The organism is Maritimibacter alkaliphilus HTCC2654 (assembly GCF_000152805.1).
Classification (GTDB): domain Bacteria; phylum Pseudomonadota; class Alphaproteobacteria; order Rhodobacterales; family Rhodobacteraceae; genus Maritimibacter; species Maritimibacter alkaliphilus.
Map to the genome: position 1 here is coordinate 377,491 of NZ_CH902578.1, position 16,237 is coordinate 393,727.

Consider the following 16,237-nt stretch of genomic DNA (forward strand, 5'->3'; position numbering starts at 1 on the left):
CCGCGTGCCGGGCTAATAGGGGGGGCTGCCTTAACTGGCGGCTCCCCTAGCCTGAAAGACCTATCGTGGCCGGCGTATTGTGTGCAAAATGATATCTTGACCGGGACCCTTCGTTTGAGACATCACCTCCGCCTTTTGAAGGCGCGGGTGTGCATCTGCCTCTCGGCCATTGCCACCGCAACAACCATGCCGGTGCCGCTTACGGCGGGGGAAATGGTACTCTCGCAGTTCGTGTTTCGGGATATTGATCGTGATGGTGTTTACGAGTTGGGCGAGCCGCCGATCTCTGGCGTGCCCGTTCGTCTGACGCGGCCTGGCGCTGAGCCGGTGATCGTCGAGACAAATCTCGCTGGTTTCGCAAATTTCCTCATGTCCCCGGGTAGGGGCCATATTTCCGGCCCCGGCGAAATCAGCATAGAGGTGCTGTTGCCCACCGAATTGATGTATCCGGTTGACCCGATCCCATACTCGACGCAAATCCTAGCGCTACCAGCCGCCCCAGGCGGACTAGTAGCAGAGGAAACACCGCCCTTCGTCGGGCTGGCCCCACGCCTTGGTCTGTCGATTGCAGCCGATGCGAATGACGAGGTGACTTGCACTTCTCAAGAGGGCATCGAATGGCAGGCCATCGAGGCCAGTGATGGTCGACACTGCCCCGTTTCGCCTGGGAGGTGGACGGTCCGCTGGCGTAACCGGGCAGAAATCAAAAAAGTGCAAGTCGAGGTCGACCATTGGCCCCTACGAGTGCCAAAGCCCATCGAAGATGCTATCCCCTCTGGGGAGCCCCTCACGATCATCGATTTCGACGACCTGATTACGTCAAACACGCTCGTCGAAGTGCCGACTGGTGTCGCTGACATGCACTGGCAAAACTTCGTTGCGACTCACCGGATGTATTACGAGGGCGCAGGATACATCAACGGCACCACATCGGGAGAATTTGCCGCCTACACGTCGTCGGGACATACGGCCCGCATGTGGTCCGACAGTCCGTTTGATCTTGTGTCGGTAAACCTGACGATCGCCTGGCCTGCAGGTCTTGACGCACAAATCGTCGTCGAGGCATTTCGCAATGGCGTGCTCGTAAGTGAAGACCGCTTTCGTGGGTCACACATCTCACCGAAACGTTTCGCTCCCAATTGGTCGGGTATTACAGAACTCCGTATATGGCATGAAAGCTACTGGCAGGTCGTGATCGATGATCTAACCTTAAAGTAATCCGCCGGCCGCACGGGCATGGAAGCATTGCTCTGAGTCACGGCAGCTTCCTTTCTCGCGGCAATAGCGTCAGTACGCCGCGCATCAGACCCCAAGGGCGCGTTCCTGCGCCTGCCAGTCGAGCGGGAGCGGCAGGCGCACCAGTTTGGTGAGGGTACAGTCCGGGGGCTGTGTGCCGTCGAGAATGGCGGCCTGAATCTTCGGAGAGAGGAAGGCGAGCTTTGAGCGCGTGCGCAGGAAGGCCTCCGAGCATCCTTCGGCCCGCGCGATCTCCGCGAGGGACGTGCCAGCGGCAAGCGCGCGCGTCCATCGGTGTGCGCGGATCAACATGGCCTGCAAATGCCGATCTGGGTCCGATTGCGCCTCGCCCACCACGATCTTCGTCTCAACACCGCGGCGTCGGATCTGAAGCGGCGCGGACAGAGTACCCAACGCCGGATCGAGATCATCGGTGGGAATGCCCAGCCTCGCTGACAGCGCCGTGAGGTCGAGGGTGATCCGGATCTCGCTACGCGTCAGATAGCCGTGGTCGACCAGGGCCGCCGCAACCTGACCACGGGTGCCTTCGAGACCCTGCTGCAAGCTGGCGATGGCTCTCCCGATCTCGTCGGCCATGGCGGAATCAGGCCGGGCAAGCAGCCGATGCTCCCTGCGTGCCCGTTCCAGGTGCGCGATCAGCAGGGCCAGGACGCGCGCCTCGAGCGCGGTGGCCGGCAGGCGCCAGCCGGTCGGGTCCGCGCCCCCCGAGACCAGGCGGTTGGAGACATAGTAGCGCAGACGACGACCGGCCTTGGTCGTGTGGGTCGGCGTAAGCCGGTCGCCGGTCTCGTCGCGCAGCTTGCCCGTGAGCCAGGCCGGCGACGGGGACGTGGTCTCATTGGTGTCCGAATGACCGCCTCGCGTGCGGGAGCGGCCGGAGCGTGTCTGCAATAGGGTTTGAACGCGCTCCCAGAGCGCGTCGTCGATGAGGGCGTCGTGCTGTCCGGGCCAGACCTTGTCCTTGTGCCGGATCCGGCCGCAGTAAAGCGGATTGCGCAAGATGTGATAGATCTGCCCGCGCGAAAGCGGCTTGCCGCCTGTGACCACGTCTTTGGTGCTCTTGCGTTCCTTGGACCGAAGACCTTCACGCCTCGCGGCGTCTTCGACCCGGCGCAGGCAACCGTGGTCGGAATAGAGTTCAAAGAGACGGCGGACCGTTCGGGATTCCTCGGGATTGACCTTGAGTACGCGCGTGGCACCGTCAGGAGGTCGATCATACCCAAGAGGCACGTTGCCCCCCATCCAGAGCCCCTTCTTCTTCGAGGCAGCGATCTTGTCGCGGATGCGCTCGGCTGTGACCTCGCGTTCGAACTGGGCAAAGGACAGGAGCACGTTGAGGGTCAGCCTTCCCATCGACGACGATGTGTTGAAGGCCTGCGTCACGGACACGAAGGAGCAGCCTGCGGCCTCGAGCCGGTCGACCAACTTCGCGAAATCCGCCAGCGAACGTGTCAGGCGGTCGATCTTGTAGACGACGACCATATCGACCCGGCCGGCGTCGATCTCGTCCAAGAGCCGCTGCAGGGCAGGGCGCTCGAGTGTGCCCCCGGAGATCCCGCCGTCGTCGTAACGGGCAGGCAGCCTCTTCCATCCCTCGTGGCGCTGGCTGGCGATATAGGCCGCGCAGGCCTCGTGCTGGGCATCGAGCGAGTTGAAGTCCTGATCTAGCCCCTCGTCCGAGGACTTCCGGGTGTAGATGGCACAGCGGATCGTAGTCCTGGTCATGACCGGCCTTTCCCCGTGAGGCCGAAGAACCTCGGCCCGGACCAGTGTGCCCCGGTGATCTCCCGCGCGATGACCGAGAGCGACCGCCAGGTTTTGCCGTTCCAGACAAAGCCCTCCTCGGTTACATCGACCACATGGGTGACGCCGTTCCATTCCCGCAAGAGCCGCCCACCGGGTTTGAGGCCGGGCGTGGTTGCCTTGCGCTTGGCCTCTCCCGAACGTGCGTTCAACCTGACCAGTACATGTTTTGGCAGGCCACCCATCTGTCGCGCCTGAACTTCGAAGGCGAGAAAACGGCGGAGGAAGTTCTGGCTCATCCCCTTGGGGACAGGGGATTGGAAAACCTCCGACCAGACCGCGACAAGCGCGGCCCGGTCCATGGTCTCCAGTTCCTCTACGCGGATCATTCGGTTGCCGCGGGCGACGCCGTGATCCGGTAGCGCGCCGCGCCCCCCTTGCCGTCGCTCGGGGTGGAGCGTTCAACGGTGTGGCCCGCCTTGCGAAAGCCGCTCAGCGCCGCCCGCGCTGAATGCGCCTGCCACCCGGTCGCCTTGCAGATCGCGTCCAGCGTCGTCCCGTCCGCCCGCTCCAGCATCGCGCGGACCTTGGCCTTCTTCGTTTGTTTGGGTTTGCTCATTGTCTTCTCCTCTGGTTGCCGGGCCGGTCCAATGCCGCCCCCGGTACCGAGGCGCGCCCGGGAAGCGGCCGGGCGTGGGGGCAGTGACGCTCTGTTCGCGTGGGTAGTCCAGTGGGAAACGGGTGTTTAAGGAAGTGATAGGTGGGCGGAGCGCGGTCATTCGTTGCGGGTGCGAACAGGCGGAGAACGGAGCTCGAAAGCCGACATTTCAGCGGCCCCTTCTTGAGGCACGATCCGAGTTTGATCATGTTCGGCGAGATCCGTGATCAGTGGAGATCGGAAACTTCAATACTCGCCTTTTCGAGAGCGAACCAACGTGTTTTTCAGCAAAGGACTGGGCCGAAACCCTAATTCCAGGGAATCCGCGTTTTCCCACACTTGCAGGAAATTGCTTTTTCGCCGGGCACTTCAATCTTCGCGGAAATGTAGCGTTCGCATTCTGGGCAGGTGAATAGTGAAACCAGCTTCTCGATGTCCTCCAGGAGCACATCAATATCCTCACCCACAATATTGTCTGTGTTGTCATGCGATACAAGATTAGCCACGAGCGCGGACCCCGCCATATCAGAAAACACAGCATGCTTTTTGAGATCGGGCGACTTGTTACCGAGTGTGGACCGAAGCTGGTTGATCAACTCGTCGGCCATGCGCTTTTCATTCCAATCGTTGAAACGAAAGGCAACCTTCACCTCCAGTGAGGCGCAGATTTCCTTGAGCACCATTTCGAGAAGCTTGCGAAGATCGTTGGTGACGTCATCCTTGCCCTTCTTCTGTGCAATGATCTCTTTGAGGCTGGCGGGGGAGGCGTCCAACACAATGCCGTTGGGACCGTCCGCACGGACTTCGTGAAACTTCCAGCCGTGCTGGGCCATCTCCTTCTTGATGATCTCGAACCAGACGCTCTCATGCGACAGAATGATGATCTGCCAGTCGGAAAACTCATCCCGCAGCAGGCGCAACAACCGTCGGCGATGGGAGGTATCGAAGCTGGTGACGATGTCATCAAGCACCAAAAACTTCGCTTGTTTGTTGAAGATCCGGGCATTGGCGAGGAAGAGCACCACGCCCAGAGAATTCAGATGGCTTTCGCTCAGATACTTCCGCGGTGGCTGAACCTCCTGGCCGTGGAAGGCATACTGAAACTCAACCCCTTCCTCACCCACCATCGTCAGGCGGACATTGTCGACGCTCTCTTCGGGATGGAGCTTAGCATAGAACTTCCCGACATCGGCACTGATCGTATCAAGAACCGATTGAAGGGCAGCGTTCTGGACGGCGACGAAGCGCTCGAAGATCGCATCCAGCGTCAGTATCTGCGCTTCATAGGCATCTATGACGCGCTGTGCGCGTTCATAATCCCGGACCTGGCCCTCTAACGTCCTGATATACGATAGCGCGATCGCAACTTTTTGTTCCTGCTCGCTAAGCCCGAGTTTGCCTGCCTCTTCTTCAGCTTTGGCAGCGCCGGTTTCGCAGCAATGCCGGAGACGAATAATGTCATCGTCGAAGCCATCGGGGGGCGTCATAGACCGTGAGACTGTCGAAGGCAGCCGTGATGCCTTGATGCGCCGCCCACAAGAGCTTCCGCGCGGTCGTGGTTGCGACCATCAGATCATCGAAGCCTGTGAGGTCGGTGTAGGTCTCGCCGATGGTCTTGGCCTGCATCCCAATAGCAAGAATGGCCTTGAGCACTTCATCTTTCTGGGCCTTGGCGGTGTCGAGACGCTGCTGAATTGCGCTCATGGCTTCAATGCGTTTTGCGACTTCGCCCTGCAAGGTGCCAAGTTCGTATTCGCTCAAGCAAAAAGGACAGGCGTCATCGACATAGTCGTTGGACTCAATGACGGCGTGCCCTTTGCCAAGAAATTCACTCAGCCGGAGCTGGTTTACGCTCTCGCGCTCCTTGGCGAGCGCATTGTAGCTGGCGACGAAGGCTTCGGCGTCCGAGACGAAGGTGCTGATCTCGGTCGCCAGAGCTGTGCATGCTTTGGCGAGCTGATCGAGACGCTGCGCCTTCTTGATCTTTTCTTCACTGTTGCCGAGGGCGTTCAGCGCTTTCACGGCCCCTGCAAAGGTGACCTCGTCCGTGATTTCAGTGCCGAGTTTGAATGGTGCGGCGATGGTTTGAGAAATGGCCAGGAATGCTTGTCGATCCGGCACGATCTGGCCCACGTCACGGACCATGTCGCCCGCGAGTGTCTCGGCGTTCGTCTTTGCCCCGGTATAGGCTGGTTCGCGCTTGAGCGCATTCAGCGTGCCCTGGATGGCATCCCGGAATTTGTTGATCTCTTCATAACCGATGATATCCGCGATGGCCTTGCGTTTTGCGCCTTTTTGCTGATCGAGAAAGGCGACAATGTCGGCGTGGCGCAGAATAATGCGGTCGTGCTGAAGCCCTTCGACAAGGGCGCGTGTGTTGTCGTTGGCGAGGTCTGTATTTGTCTTCAGAGCGGAGGAGAGGCGCTTTTCGCCTGTAAGATTATCTCCGATGAATTCCACCGCGACCGTGCTGTCATCTTCTTCTGCGATCAGGACGTGGCGCAAGGCCTCCTGCTTGCAGTCTTCCCGCCAGAGATGGCCGACACGGTCGGTCAGGAACCACTCGAGCGCGTCGGTGATGGTACTCTTTCCGGCGGCGTTCTCGCCGAAGATGGCAAGGCTTCTGCTCTTGTTCGTAAAATCGACCGGTAGCGCGAAGCGCGCACCACGAAACCCCGAGACGGAGAGCTTGCGCAGCTTGGTCATGATCCGCCTTCGCCTTGCATGTCGCCGTCTTTGAGTGCCGCATTGCGGGCCTCGTCGAGCTTTCGCAGGAGGTTGGTACGGGTGAGCTTGTCATCGCCGCGAAGACCGACAATGACGGCGACGGTCGCGAGGTCAAGGCTCTCATCTTGCGCTTGTTCGCTCATGAAGGTGTCCAGCACCTCGCTGGCGGACTGTATTTTCTCGATGGCCATCGGTCGACCGCTCCGCTAAACTTTTGTATATGAATATTATTTTTACAAGAACGTACAATTTGCGGGAGCAGGAGGTCAAGTTTGTTCAGGGAGTGGCAGGAATCTATTTCATCTTCCTGGCAGACCTGCGCATTGCTTACCCGTTTCAATCCTCGGGCCTGATCTATATCGGGATGAGCGAGTCAAAGCAGAATAGTATTGCGATGCGCCTGCGTGGGCACCTGACGGGCCAGTCGGGCAATTTGGGGATTGCCAACTATGCAAAATCTCACAAAGTGAAATTCACGACCTACTCAACCGAAGTCTTGCGCAACTACGGAAACGACAATCTGTTTGACGTCGAGAGTTTCTTCTTGAGCGACTTCCTCGAAAAACACGGCGCCTTCCCTATCTGTAACGGCCAAGCCGGCCATCAGCTTTCATTGCCTGAAAAGAAGCTCTCGGCTCGTGTTGAATGGAGCTTCTTCTGGTGACCAACACTGCCTGTTCATGACGCTCTAAGATCGGGCGCTGACAACGATCATCCGCCGAGACATTGCTTCGACGCAACATGTTGACCGCAGCCGAAAGTCGGCTTTGGGCCGCCCCTTCCTTTCCGAGGGGGACCGGTGCTTGTGCCACGCCTGTCACTCACTGCCCCGCAACACCTGCTCGGACTCCGTTGCCGTCGCCCGAAGGACTGCTCTAGAGAGAAACACCAGCCTGTGGACAGTTTAACTAGAGTCGGTCCACATGTCGTGCCAAGCTTTTCCATAGCGCGACAGCGGCAGCCGACTGAACGGAGCTGGGAACCAAATCAAGTTCAGTCACGCGTCGTATGAAGCGATAGACAGATGAGGCAATCCCTTGCCGTTGGTGTGCTGGGGCGACATCCGCATTGTCGGGAATTACCCTGTCTGGAAGACAGTCAAAGCTAAACCACCCACAACATTCGTATTGCTTGTCATTAGGCCAAACGAACACCCAAATCGTTTCGTGATCCTTTCCATGAGCAGTCGAACTGGGAGCGATCAACTCATTCATGGGCTGGTAGATCCCAGCTTCGAAGCCCGGCCCGACGACGAACAGCAATCCAGAATACCCATCAGGAAGACCTTCCAGATCAATTATGGCCGCCTGGTTATTATTCAAGTTGAACCCCATGAGGCTACCGATCGACCTCCAGGTCAGACTTGCGCATTCTGAACCCCGCCGGTTTGTCACCCATCCCTATCATGATGGCCAAGATTTCGCTGCTGAAGTGTTCGAGCGGCGGCTTTCTTGAGTGCCGCCATGCGGCGAGCATGGGCGCCGACTGTTAGCTCTGGACCGAAGTTACTCCGCGCGCCGCGTGAGGCCGTTTCGAATGGTTTGTATTTCACCTTCAAGGTGTTTTCCGCGGTAAACAAACGAGGTTTCGTGCCGGGCGTATTGTCCTTTCCGGTCCGCGCTCATCCGTTCGATGGAGGCATCCGGCGTCCTTTCGGACATGACCGGGCAGCCAATCTGTTGCAGAAGCGGCGTACGGTCCGCAACCGGTGTCGGCGTTCCGGTACCGAGTGTGGTGACGACGAAGTCCTGCGCGTGGGCTGCGACGCCCGCAGTCATCGTGAGCGTCAGAGCCGCCGTCGTCAGCGTGGTTTTATGTGTCTTTTTCAACAGTTGTCCTCCCAGACTTTTCGTTGTTAACGATCTCAGGAACCCATCCCGCCATCGACCATATGGCAGCTACAGGTGGTCCCGCTTGCAGTTGGCCCAGACAGGAACACGACCGCGTCGGCCACTTCCTCGGGCGTCACATGACGACCCAGAGGGATCTTCTCGCGGTCGAACATCTCGCCCGCGTCGCGTCCCAGCATGTCGGACATTGAGCGCTCGGCGGCGCGCATGAATTCGTTGTCGACTGGGCCAGGGCAGACAGCGTTCACGGTGATCCCGCGATGGGAAAGCTCTTTGCCCACGCCGCGCACCATGCCGACGAGCGCATGTTTGGCTGACACATAGGCGATGTTGCCCGGCACGCCCGACACGCCCACGACGCTTGACGTGATGACGATCCGCCCGGCATCGGGCAGATGCGGCACGGCGTTGCGGAGCGCCAGAAAAGTGCCGCGCACATGGACGCGCTGGATCAGGTCGAAAGTGTCGATAGGATAGTCCTGCACGGGCAGGAGCGGGCCATCGTTGCCGGCGTTGCTAAAAAGGATGTCGATTCCGCCAAAGGCCGCGACCGTCTGTGCCACATAGCGCGCGGCATCGGCTTCGTCGGCCACGTCGGCCTCGACCGTGATGGTGCGGGCGCGCTGGTCGTCAGGCAGGGCGGCGACGGCGGCGGCGAGCGCCGGGCCGTTGCGGTCGACCAGCGCCACGCGAGCGCCGCCGTTCAAATACCGCTGGACGGTGGCCAAGCCGATACTGCCCGCCGCGCCGGTAACCAGCGCGACCTTGTCTGTGAAAATGTCTGTCATGGATGGAAGCCCGGAAAAGAAAGGCGGCGCAGGACTACCCTGCGCCGCCGATCGGATTACATGTCGGCGGAAGCGGCTTCGTGGAACTTGTCGAGGATGTCCTCACCGCCGTCGACGCTTTCGACCCAAGCGTCGATGATCGGCTGAAGCGCGGTTTCCCACTCGGCCATTTGCGCCTCGTCCGGGGTGGTGATCGTGGCGCCCGCATCGGTCATCAGCTTGCGACCGTAGCCAGCCGCGCCATCCCAGAACGCGCCCATCTGACGGTCGAACTCAGCCCCGCTATTGTTCTCAATCGCGGCTTTTGCTTCGTCCGGCAGGCCGTCGAAGACGTCTTGGTTCATGAACATGAAAGCCGCGTTGCCGCCCAGCGGCACTTCGAGCGCGTTGCCAGTGACCTCTTGCAGGCGGAAGGGGGCAACAGCCGAATAGCTTTCGATTGCCCCATCAATGGTGCCGCGCGACAGTCCCTGATACCAGTCGGTGATCGACAGAGACACAGGCACGCCGTCCACTGCGCCCGCGATGGACTGACGGGTCGGGTTTATGCCCGAGATTTTTTGGCCAGCCGCATCGGCCAGTGATGCGGTCGGCTTGGAGCTCAGCAGATAGCCGTTCGGGAAGGTGAAGAGGTTCAGAACCTTAACGTCCTGATATTCCGACGCGATGGTGCCGTCTTCGAGCAGCTTGTTCATTGCAACGGTGCCGTTTTCCGAGGTGTCAAAGCCGAAGGGCAGCGCGACCACTTCGGTCTTGGGGAACTTGCCGGGGTAGTATCCCTGAATGTCCCAGCCTATCTGAACGACGCCTTGGGTCACGCGGTCGAGCACCTGACCATGGGCCGCCAGCGTTCCGCCAGTAACAAGCTCAACTTCCAGTGTGCCGTTCGAGTCCTCGGTCACCTTCTGCGCCCAGCCTTCCAGCACGGCGGCGTGCAGCGGGGTCGGTGCGGGGGCGGGCGACGCAAAGGTCAGCTTGGTCTGCGCAAAGGCGCTGGATGCACCCACGATAAGGGCAGCGGCACAGATCACGGTATATTTCATGGTATCCTCCCTGATGGTCCCTCGCCGGGCAACTGGCCCGACGACACCGCCGACGACCGGCGGCTCTCCGCGACCAGTATGTGGGATGGGCAGAGATCGTCTTGCCCATCCGTGCATAGGCTCTTGCCTAATCGGGCGCTCAGAGCAGTGCAGTCACCTTGTTGGTCCCCAAGATCGCACGAGCGCCGTCACCGTCCGCCAACTGTCGCCCGCGATCACGCGCCAGCGCGGCGACCATGGCCACGCGCTGGTTATTGTCGCGCGCCGGCTTGCCGCTGGCATCGACGATGGCGTTCTCGAAGCCCACGCGCACATGGCCGCCGTGGTCGATGGTTTGGGCAAGGCAGGCCATTTCGCCCGTTCCGAAGGCGCAGGTCATCCAGATTGCCTCGTCGGTGAGCTTCTCGGCCTTGAGCGCCGCATGCAGCGCTTTGTAATCCGCGAGATCCGAATTTTGGGTGGCGGCATAACGCCCGGCCACCACGATCACGCGGGGCGTATCGCGCAGATGCAGGGCGCGTTCCCGGTAGAGATCCGCGAAAAGCGCAATCTCGTCAGGGTCATAGAGAATGAACTGGATCGCCGTCCCGCGCGCCGCTGCGCCTGCGAGGAACCGATCCGCCACGTCGCGGCCGTCGCGCATCATCTCTTTGATCGAAAACGACACGCAGGCCGGGTTTAGCGCCTCGACGCTCGCGATCTGCTCAGACAGATCAAAGACCCCTGCCGCCTCGGTCGTCGTCTGCACGGCCATGCCGGGGGCGGCGGCCTCGACCGCTGCAATCGCCGCTCGGTAACGGTCGGGGTCGAGCGAATGCTTGTCCGCATTGTCGCGCACATGCAGGTGAATGGCCCCCGCGCCAGCGGCGTGACATGCGCGCGCAGTATCGGCCAGATCGGCGGGTGAAATTGGCAGTGCGGGGTGATCGGCTTTCGTCCGCCGCGCGCCATTAGGCGCGACCATGATGCAAAGGTCAGTCATCGTGTTTCCTGTTGTGATGTGGTCCCTGCGCGATTCACTGGACGCAGGTTTTCTTGTGCCCTAAACTCACCAAACCCGGTGGAGAGGACCGGGTTGAGGGAGGATACATGAACGATATGAGCACGCCGGTTGTGCGGGCATCGGGCGCATCTTTCGAACGCCAGATGAACGGTCTTCTGCGCACGCGCTTTGACCTTCGGTCCGATGGCGCGCGCAGCTATGACGGCGAAATTCGCAAGTCGTACGTCTCGCCTCATGTGCGTCTTGCAGACATCAGTTTCACACCGCATTCCACCCGGTTGAAAGCGGGCAAATCGTCGCGGCTGGGTCGGTCGTTCCTTGTGTCGCATCAGATCGAAGGCCACGCTTGTGTGCGTCAGGGCGGGCGCGAAGCCGTCATCAGGCCGAACCAGATTTTCTTTATCGACACGACGCAGCCGTTCGAGATCGAAACCGACGACATCCGCACTCGGTCGATCTATCTCGACTCGCATTTCTGGCAGGAAATCTTTCCGGAGCGTGAACTCTACACCGCTACCGCGCTCGATTGCGACCGGGGCATGGGATACACCTGCAAGACCATGATCGACGAGATGTTCGGCATGGAATGGGATATTCAGGACCGCGCCATGCAGCGGCTTGCCGGATGCTTGGCCAACCTGCTCGCCGTGTCGATGGTCACGAGCAATCCGTTGGAGCGCACGGGGCTGGGGTCGAACGAACAGACGCTCCAGCGCATTCATGAAGCGATCCTGCGCAATCTCGCCGATCCCGATCTCGACTGTGCTCGGATTGCCGAAGAGGTGGGGCTGTCGGTGCGTCAGGTCCATGCGGTCTTTAGCGGCACCGGGTCCACGCTCATGCGTCACATCTGGAAACGCCGCCTGTCGCGGATCGCGTCCGATCTGGCGAATGCGAACCTGTCGCACAAGCCTGTGTCGACCATCGCGTTCGAGTGGGGGTTCAACGAAGCCGCGCATTTCTCGCGTCAGTTCAAGGCCGAGTTCGGGATGCCCCCGGCGAAATACCGGGAACATCATGTGTCGAACGGTGGCCGGGTCGGTTCGCTGAACTGAACCTGACCCGACCTCGCGCTTACCCAATCTGGGCAAGCGCATCCTCGGCCAGCCATTTGATCATCGCTTGCCGGAACGGTGCCGGAAACACCGCGTCGTCGACCACGTCGAGGGCCGAGAAATCGACCGCCGCGATAGCTTGGGACGCGGACTTGTCGGCCAGCGCGGTCTCGAGCTCTGGGATGCGGAACACGCCGTCCGCCCCCGATCCTGTCACTGCCACCCGCCAGCCCTGGCCAAATCGCGCGACGCAGACGCCGCCCACGGCATAGCCCGACGCGGGATGCGCGTGTTTGGCATAGGCGGCGGCTTCGGGCTTCGGAAACACCATTGCCACGAGGATTTCGTCCTCTTCGAGTTCCGTTTCAAACAGCCCGGTGAAGTAGTCGTCCGCCGAAATCTCGCGCCGGTCGGTGACGAGCGTCGCGCCCAGCACCAGAACCGCCGCCGTGAAATCCGCCGCCGGGTCGTTGTTGGCGATGCTGCCGCCGATGGTGCCGCGATTGCGCACATGACGATCCGCGATGATGCTTGCGATTTTGCCCAGCATCGGGATCGCACTTGCAACCACCTCCGAGCGTTCGATGTCCACGAGCCGGGTAAAGGCCCCCACGCGCAGGCTGTCGCCCTGGTCGGTGATCCCGGTCAACTCGGCCACGCGGCTCAGATCGACGAGAACCTCTGGCGCTGCCAGATGCGCCTTCATCGACGGGACCAGCGTCATGCCGCCCGACAAAAACATCGCGTCGCCCGCATCGCGGAAGTTGGCGACCGCATCGGCTAGCGTGGTGGGCTGCTTGATCTCAACCCTATGCATCAGACCGTCTCCTTCTCTTCGGTGACCTGAACACCCATCGCGCGGGCGCCTTCGAGCACCGAGGCGACGATGTTCTGATACCCCGTGCAGCGGCACAGATTGCCCTTCAAAGCCTTCCGAACCTGCGACGCGGATAGCCCGTCTGGGCTCCTCTCGACGATGTCGATGGCCGTGACCACCAGACCCGGCGTGCAGAACCCGCATTGCAGGCCGTGGCATTTCGAGAACGCCTCTTGCATCGGGTGCAGGTCGCCGGTCGACACGCCCTCGATCGTCGTGATCTCGGTGCCTTCGGGCAGGGTGGCTGTCAGAACGGTGCAGGACTTCACCGTGTCACCGTCGAGCTTCACCACACAGGCCCCGCATTGAGACGTGTCGCAGCCCACATGTGTGCCGGTCAGGTTCATCTGATCGCGGATAAGATCGACAAGCAGCGTGCGGCCTTCGACCGTGACCCGCCGCTGTTTTCCGTTAATGCGAAGCGTGATCTCGGACATCACGATGCCTCCCTTTGCTGTTCGCCCGACATGATTTCGTTCAGTCGGGTAAAGAAATGATCGGCGAGCTTGCGCGACGTCGACGCGATGAGCCGGCTGCCCAATTGAGCAAGCTTGCCGCCGATGGACACCTCGGCCTCATAGGCCACTTCGGTGCCGCCAGGCGCGTCCAACAGCACGACCCGCGCCTCGCCCTTGGCAAAGCCCGCGACGCCGCCGTTGCCTTCGCCCGCGAGGACGAGCAGGTCGGGTGCGGTTGCCTCTTTGATCGTGACGGTGCCGGAAAACTTGGCCTTCACGGGGCCGACCTTGAGTTGGACGGTTGCCTCATAGCCGTCGTCGGTCGGCTCCAGCGCCGTGCAGCCAGGGATCGCGTCGCGCAGAACTTCTGCGTCGTTCAGAACCTGCCAGACCTCGTCTCGCGGACGGTCAACGGTGAAAGTGCCTTCGAGCTTCATTGTGCCGCCTCCGCATCGCGCAGGGCAGACCACAGCTTGGCCTGCGTCACCGGCATGTCGATATGCGCGACGCCCAGCGGACGGACGGCATCGAGCACGGCGTTGACGATGGCGACGGGGGCGCCGATGGCCCCGGATTCGCCGATCCCTTTCACCCCCAGCGGGTTCGTGGTGCAGGTCACCTCACTGAGTTCCGAGGCGATGTCGGGCATATGTTCGGCCCGTGGTAGGCAATAATCCATAAGGCTCCCCGAGGTCAGCTGGCCATCCTCGTCGAACACCATCTCTTCCATCAGAGCTTGACCCATGCCCTGCGCGATGCCGCCGTGGATCTGACCCTCGCAGATCGTCGAATTGAGGATCCTCCCCACATCGTCGAGCGCAGCAAGCCGGTCGACGGTTAACGCACCCGTGCGCGGGTCGACCTCGACCTCGCAGACCATGGTGCCGTTAGGGTAGTTCGGCGCAGCCCCCGGTTTGCCTGCCGACGTGCCCTCGCCGGTCAGACCAAGGCCGAGCGCATTCGCGGGACCGGCGGGGATGTAATACATCTTGGCCACTTCGGTGAGCGCGATCGCCTTGTTGCTGTCGCGTACCTTGAACATTCCATCGGCAAAGTCGAGGCTGTCCTTGTCCGCCTCCAAAAGGATCGCGGCCATCAGTTTCGCCCGTTCGATCAGCGCATCCTTGGCCCGTAAGAGCGCGGTGCCTCCAAGCATGGACGACCGCGCCGCAAAGGTGCCGCGCCCGATCAGAACCTTGTCGGTGTCGCCCTGAACATAGCGGATGTTTTCGACCGGCACCGACAGCCAGTCGGCGACCATCTCGGAAAACACCGTCGCGTGGCCTTGGCCGTGGCTATGGGTGCCTGCGACGATGGTGACGGTGCCATCGGGTTCGAACTTGATCTCCATGCGTTCGTTCATCACGCCCGCAACTTCGACATAGGAAATCAGCGACCGACCGCGCACGCGACCTTTGGCGCGGCTCTCCTCGGCCCGTGCGTCATATCCCGACCAGTCCGACACGCGCGCGGCGGCGTCGATCATGTCGGCAAAGGCGCCGCTGTCATAGGTCATACCGGTCGCAGTGGTATAGGGCATCGCATCCGGGGCGATTGCGTTGATCTTGCGGATCTCGGCCTGATCCATGCCCAGTTCGGCGGCCAGCTCGTCCATCATCCGTTCGGCGAGGTATGTCGCCTCTGGCCGTCCCGCGCCCCGATAGACGCTCATCGGGGGCAGGTTGGTGAACACCGCGTGGTTGGTCAGATCGACTGCGCCTACGTCGTAGATGTTGGGGATCAGCTGCATGGCAAAGAACAGGGGCGGCGTGGCGGTGCCCCAGAAGTAGGCGCCAAGGTTTGTCCAGGCTTCGGCGCGAATGGCGGTGAGTTTGCCCGCCTTGGTCGCGGCGATCTCGACCTCGATCTCCTGACCGCGGCCTTGGGTGTCGGTGAGCATGCATTCCGACCGGGTGCCGAGCCATTTGACCGGGCGACCAACGTGTTTCGACGCCCAAAGGACCAGCGCGTCCTCGGGGTGCATGTGCGCCTTGAGCCCAAAGCCACCGCCCACGTCGGGCGACACCACTCGCAGACGGCTTTCTGCGATCTTCAGCACATTGCGCGCGATGTTGGAGCGGACACCGTGCGGGTCCTGCGACGAGGTGTAGAGCGTATAGCGGTCGTCCGCCTCGTCATAATTACCCACCGATACGCGCGGTTCGAGCGAGAAGGGCGCGATGCGTGGCGATAAGAGGCGGCGCTTGATCGTCACCTCAGCATCGGCAAAGGCGGCTTCGGTCGCGGCCTTGTCCCCCATCGGGATCGAGACCGAGATATTGCCGTTTTCGTTGTCGTCCCACAGCTTCGGCGCGTCGGCTTCGGTCGCGGCACGGGCATCGGTGACGACGGGCAGGGGGGCATAGTCCACCATGATCGTCTCCGCAGCGACACGGGCGTCGTCGGCGGTTTCCGCGATCACGATGGCGATGCGTTCGCCCACGCAACGCACCCGGTCATCGACAAGGATTTTGCGCTGGGTGGCGTAGCCCTCGGGCCCGCCCCAGAGCGACGGCATGAAGAAGGGTGGGACGGTGCCCAGCCCATCCGCGGCGCAGTCGGCCCCGGTCAAGACGGCGATGACACCGGGCATGGTCTCGGCTTCGGAGGTATCGACTGACAGGATGCGCGCATGGGCATGGGTCGACAGGACCTGACCCATGTAGCACTGGCGCGCCAGCGTTATATCGGCGACGTAGCGCCCCTTGCCTGTCAGGAACCTGCGGTCTTCGAGCCGGCCTTTGAACGGCTTTTCAGGCGTATCTTTCATGATTGCTC

General features: G+C 61.2%; 17 protein-coding genes. 3 read left to right on the plus strand and 14 right to left on the minus strand.

Annotated features, from left to right (window positions below):
* The first annotated feature begins 186 nt into the window (after window positions 1-186).
* Complete coding sequence (locus RB2654_RS02990; protein ID WP_008328471.1) at window positions 187-1,218, plus strand: hypothetical protein; 1,032 nt, start codon at window positions 187-189, stop codon at window positions 1,216-1,218.
* Between the two features lie 84 nt (window positions 1,219-1,302).
* Here the strand turns inward: RB2654_RS02990 and RB2654_RS02995 are convergent, their stop codons facing one another.
* The 6 genes from RB2654_RS02995 to RB2654_RS03020 form a co-directional block, all read right to left on the minus strand.
* Window positions 1,303-2,982, minus strand: coding sequence for a recombinase family protein (locus RB2654_RS02995; RefSeq protein ID WP_008328472.1), 1,680 nt, complete (start codon window positions 2,980-2,982; stop codon window positions 1,303-1,305).
* Window positions 2,979-3,389 (minus strand): DUF2924 domain-containing protein, encoded by a 411-nt coding sequence (locus tag RB2654_RS03000; RefSeq protein ID WP_008328474.1) that lies wholly within the window; start codon window positions 3,387-3,389, stop codon window positions 2,979-2,981. The genes RB2654_RS02995 and RB2654_RS03000 overlap by 4 nt, the downstream gene beginning before the upstream one ends.
* On the minus strand, window positions 3,386-3,619 hold the full coding sequence (locus tag RB2654_RS03005) for a DUF3489 domain-containing protein (RefSeq protein WP_008328475.1): 234 nt from the start codon (window positions 3,617-3,619) through the stop codon (window positions 3,386-3,388). The genes RB2654_RS03000 and RB2654_RS03005 overlap by 4 nt, the downstream gene beginning before the upstream one ends.
* A 347-nt stretch (window positions 3,620-3,966) precedes the next feature.
* A complete protein-coding gene (locus RB2654_RS03010) occupies window positions 3,967-5,145 on the minus strand; it encodes a hypothetical protein (protein WP_008328476.1) in 1,179 nt (392 codons plus the stop codon).
* Window positions 5,117-6,364, minus strand: a complete 1,248-nt coding sequence (locus RB2654_RS03015) for an AAA family ATPase (protein WP_008328477.1) — start codon at window positions 6,362-6,364, stop codon at window positions 5,117-5,119. Before RB2654_RS03015 ends, RB2654_RS03010 begins: the two co-directional genes overlap by 29 nt.
* Window positions 6,361-6,576, minus strand: coding sequence for a hypothetical protein (locus tag RB2654_RS03020; protein ID WP_008328478.1), 216 nt, complete (start codon window positions 6,574-6,576; stop codon window positions 6,361-6,363). The genes RB2654_RS03015 and RB2654_RS03020 overlap by 4 nt, the downstream gene beginning before the upstream one ends.
* A gap of 92 nt (window positions 6,577-6,668) precedes the next feature.
* Here RB2654_RS03020 and RB2654_RS03025 point away from each other — a divergent pair, with 92 nt between their 5' ends.
* Complete coding sequence (locus tag RB2654_RS03025) at window positions 6,669-7,049, plus strand: GIY-YIG nuclease family protein (RefSeq protein WP_254655612.1); 381 nt, start codon at window positions 6,669-6,671, stop codon at window positions 7,047-7,049.
* Window positions 7,050-7,890: 841 nt separating this feature from the next.
* On the opposite strand, the gene RB2654_RS23665 is transcribed toward RB2654_RS03025, so the two are convergent.
* The 4 genes from RB2654_RS23665 to RB2654_RS03045 all read right to left on the minus strand — a co-directional run bounded on the left by RB2654_RS23665 (window position 7,891) and on the right by RB2654_RS03045 (window position 11,048).
* Window positions 7,891-8,214, minus strand: coding sequence for a phospholipase D-like domain-containing protein (locus RB2654_RS23665; RefSeq protein WP_008328481.1), 324 nt, complete (start codon window positions 8,212-8,214; stop codon window positions 7,891-7,893).
* Between the two features lie 35 nt (window positions 8,215-8,249).
* A complete protein-coding gene (locus RB2654_RS03035; RefSeq protein WP_008328482.1) occupies window positions 8,250-9,023 on the minus strand; it encodes an SDR family NAD(P)-dependent oxidoreductase in 774 nt (257 codons plus the stop codon).
* 56 nt (window positions 9,024-9,079) lie between these two features.
* Entirely contained in the window at window positions 9,080-10,066 is a 987-nt protein-coding gene (locus RB2654_RS03040; protein WP_008328483.1) for a TRAP transporter substrate-binding protein, read from the minus strand.
* Window positions 10,067-10,205: 139 nt separating this feature from the next.
* Entirely contained in the window at window positions 10,206-11,048 is an 843-nt protein-coding gene (locus tag RB2654_RS03045) for a beta-keto acid cleavage family enzyme (protein ID WP_040884325.1), read from the minus strand.
* 107 nt (window positions 11,049-11,155) lie between these two features.
* On the opposite strand from RB2654_RS03045, the gene RB2654_RS03050 reads away from it, so the two are divergent.
* Window positions 11,156-12,124 carry a helix-turn-helix domain-containing protein gene (locus tag RB2654_RS03050; RefSeq protein WP_008328485.1) on the plus strand — a complete coding sequence of 323 codons (969 nt, stop codon included), beginning with the start codon at window positions 11,156-11,158 and terminating at the stop codon, window positions 12,122-12,124.
* Between the two features lie 19 nt (window positions 12,125-12,143).
* On the opposite strand, the gene RB2654_RS03055 is transcribed toward RB2654_RS03050, so the two are convergent.
* Genes RB2654_RS03055 through RB2654_RS03070 form a run of 4 tightly spaced genes read right to left on the minus strand, consistent with a single transcriptional unit; the run spans window position 12,144 to window position 16,229 of the window.
* Complete coding sequence (locus tag RB2654_RS03055; protein WP_008328486.1) at window positions 12,144-12,941, minus strand: FAD binding domain-containing protein; 798 nt, start codon at window positions 12,939-12,941, stop codon at window positions 12,144-12,146.
* Entirely contained in the window at window positions 12,941-13,438 is a 498-nt protein-coding gene (locus RB2654_RS03060; RefSeq protein ID WP_008328487.1) for a (2Fe-2S)-binding protein, read from the minus strand. The genes RB2654_RS03055 and RB2654_RS03060 overlap by 1 nt, the downstream gene beginning before the upstream one ends.
* Entirely contained in the window at window positions 13,438-13,896 is a 459-nt protein-coding gene (locus RB2654_RS03065; RefSeq protein WP_008328488.1) for an SRPBCC family protein, read from the minus strand. Before RB2654_RS03065 ends, RB2654_RS03060 begins: the two co-directional genes overlap by 1 nt.
* On the minus strand, window positions 13,893-16,229 hold the full coding sequence (locus RB2654_RS03070) for a xanthine dehydrogenase family protein molybdopterin-binding subunit (RefSeq protein ID WP_008328489.1): 2,337 nt from the start codon (window positions 16,227-16,229) through the stop codon (window positions 13,893-13,895). Before RB2654_RS03070 ends, RB2654_RS03065 begins: the two co-directional genes overlap by 4 nt.
* Window positions 16,230-16,237 lie beyond the last annotated feature (8 nt).

Excerpts from the sequence above, each read along its gene's own strand:
- RB2654_RS02990 (WP_008328471.1), top strand. The coding sequence starts at position 187 with ATGCCGGTGCCGCTTACGGCGGGGGAAATGGTACTCTCGCAGTTCGTG.
- RB2654_RS02995 (WP_008328472.1), bottom strand. The coding sequence starts at position 2,982 with ATGACCAGGACTACGATCCGCTGTGCCATCTACACCCGGAAGTCCTCG.
- RB2654_RS03000 (WP_008328474.1), bottom strand. The coding sequence starts at position 3,389 with ATGATCCGCGTAGAGGAACTGGAGACCATGGACCGGGCCGCGCTTGTC.
- RB2654_RS03005 (WP_008328475.1), bottom strand. The coding sequence starts at position 3,619 with ATGAGCAAACCCAAACAAACGAAGAAGGCCAAGGTCCGCGCGATGCTG.
- RB2654_RS03010 (WP_008328476.1), bottom strand. The coding sequence starts at position 5,145 with ATGACGCCCCCCGATGGCTTCGACGATGACATTATTCGTCTCCGGCAT.
- RB2654_RS03015 (WP_008328477.1), bottom strand. The coding sequence starts at position 6,364 with ATGACCAAGCTGCGCAAGCTCTCCGTCTCGGGGTTTCGTGGTGCGCGC.
- RB2654_RS03020 (WP_008328478.1), bottom strand. The coding sequence starts at position 6,576 with ATGGCCATCGAGAAAATACAGTCCGCCAGCGAGGTGCTGGACACCTTC.
- RB2654_RS03035 (WP_008328482.1), bottom strand. The coding sequence starts at position 9,023 with ATGACAGACATTTTCACAGACAAGGTCGCGCTGGTTACCGGCGCGGCG.
- RB2654_RS03040 (WP_008328483.1), bottom strand. The coding sequence starts at position 10,066 with ATGAAATATACCGTGATCTGTGCCGCTGCCCTTATCGTGGGTGCATCC.
- RB2654_RS03045 (WP_040884325.1), bottom strand. The coding sequence starts at position 11,048 with ATGACTGACCTTTGCATCATGGTCGCGCCTAATGGCGCGCGGCGGACG.
- RB2654_RS03050 (WP_008328485.1), top strand. The coding sequence starts at position 11,156 with ATGAACGATATGAGCACGCCGGTTGTGCGGGCATCGGGCGCATCTTTC.
- RB2654_RS03055 (WP_008328486.1), bottom strand. The coding sequence starts at position 12,941 with ATGCATAGGGTTGAGATCAAGCAGCCCACCACGCTAGCCGATGCGGTC.
- RB2654_RS03060 (WP_008328487.1), bottom strand. The coding sequence starts at position 13,438 with ATGTCCGAGATCACGCTTCGCATTAACGGAAAACAGCGGCGGGTCACG.
- RB2654_RS03065 (WP_008328488.1), bottom strand. The coding sequence starts at position 13,896 with ATGAAGCTCGAAGGCACTTTCACCGTTGACCGTCCGCGAGACGAGGTC.
- RB2654_RS03070 (WP_008328489.1), bottom strand. The coding sequence starts at position 16,229 with ATGAAAGATACGCCTGAAAAGCCGTTCAAAGGCCGGCTCGAAGACCGC.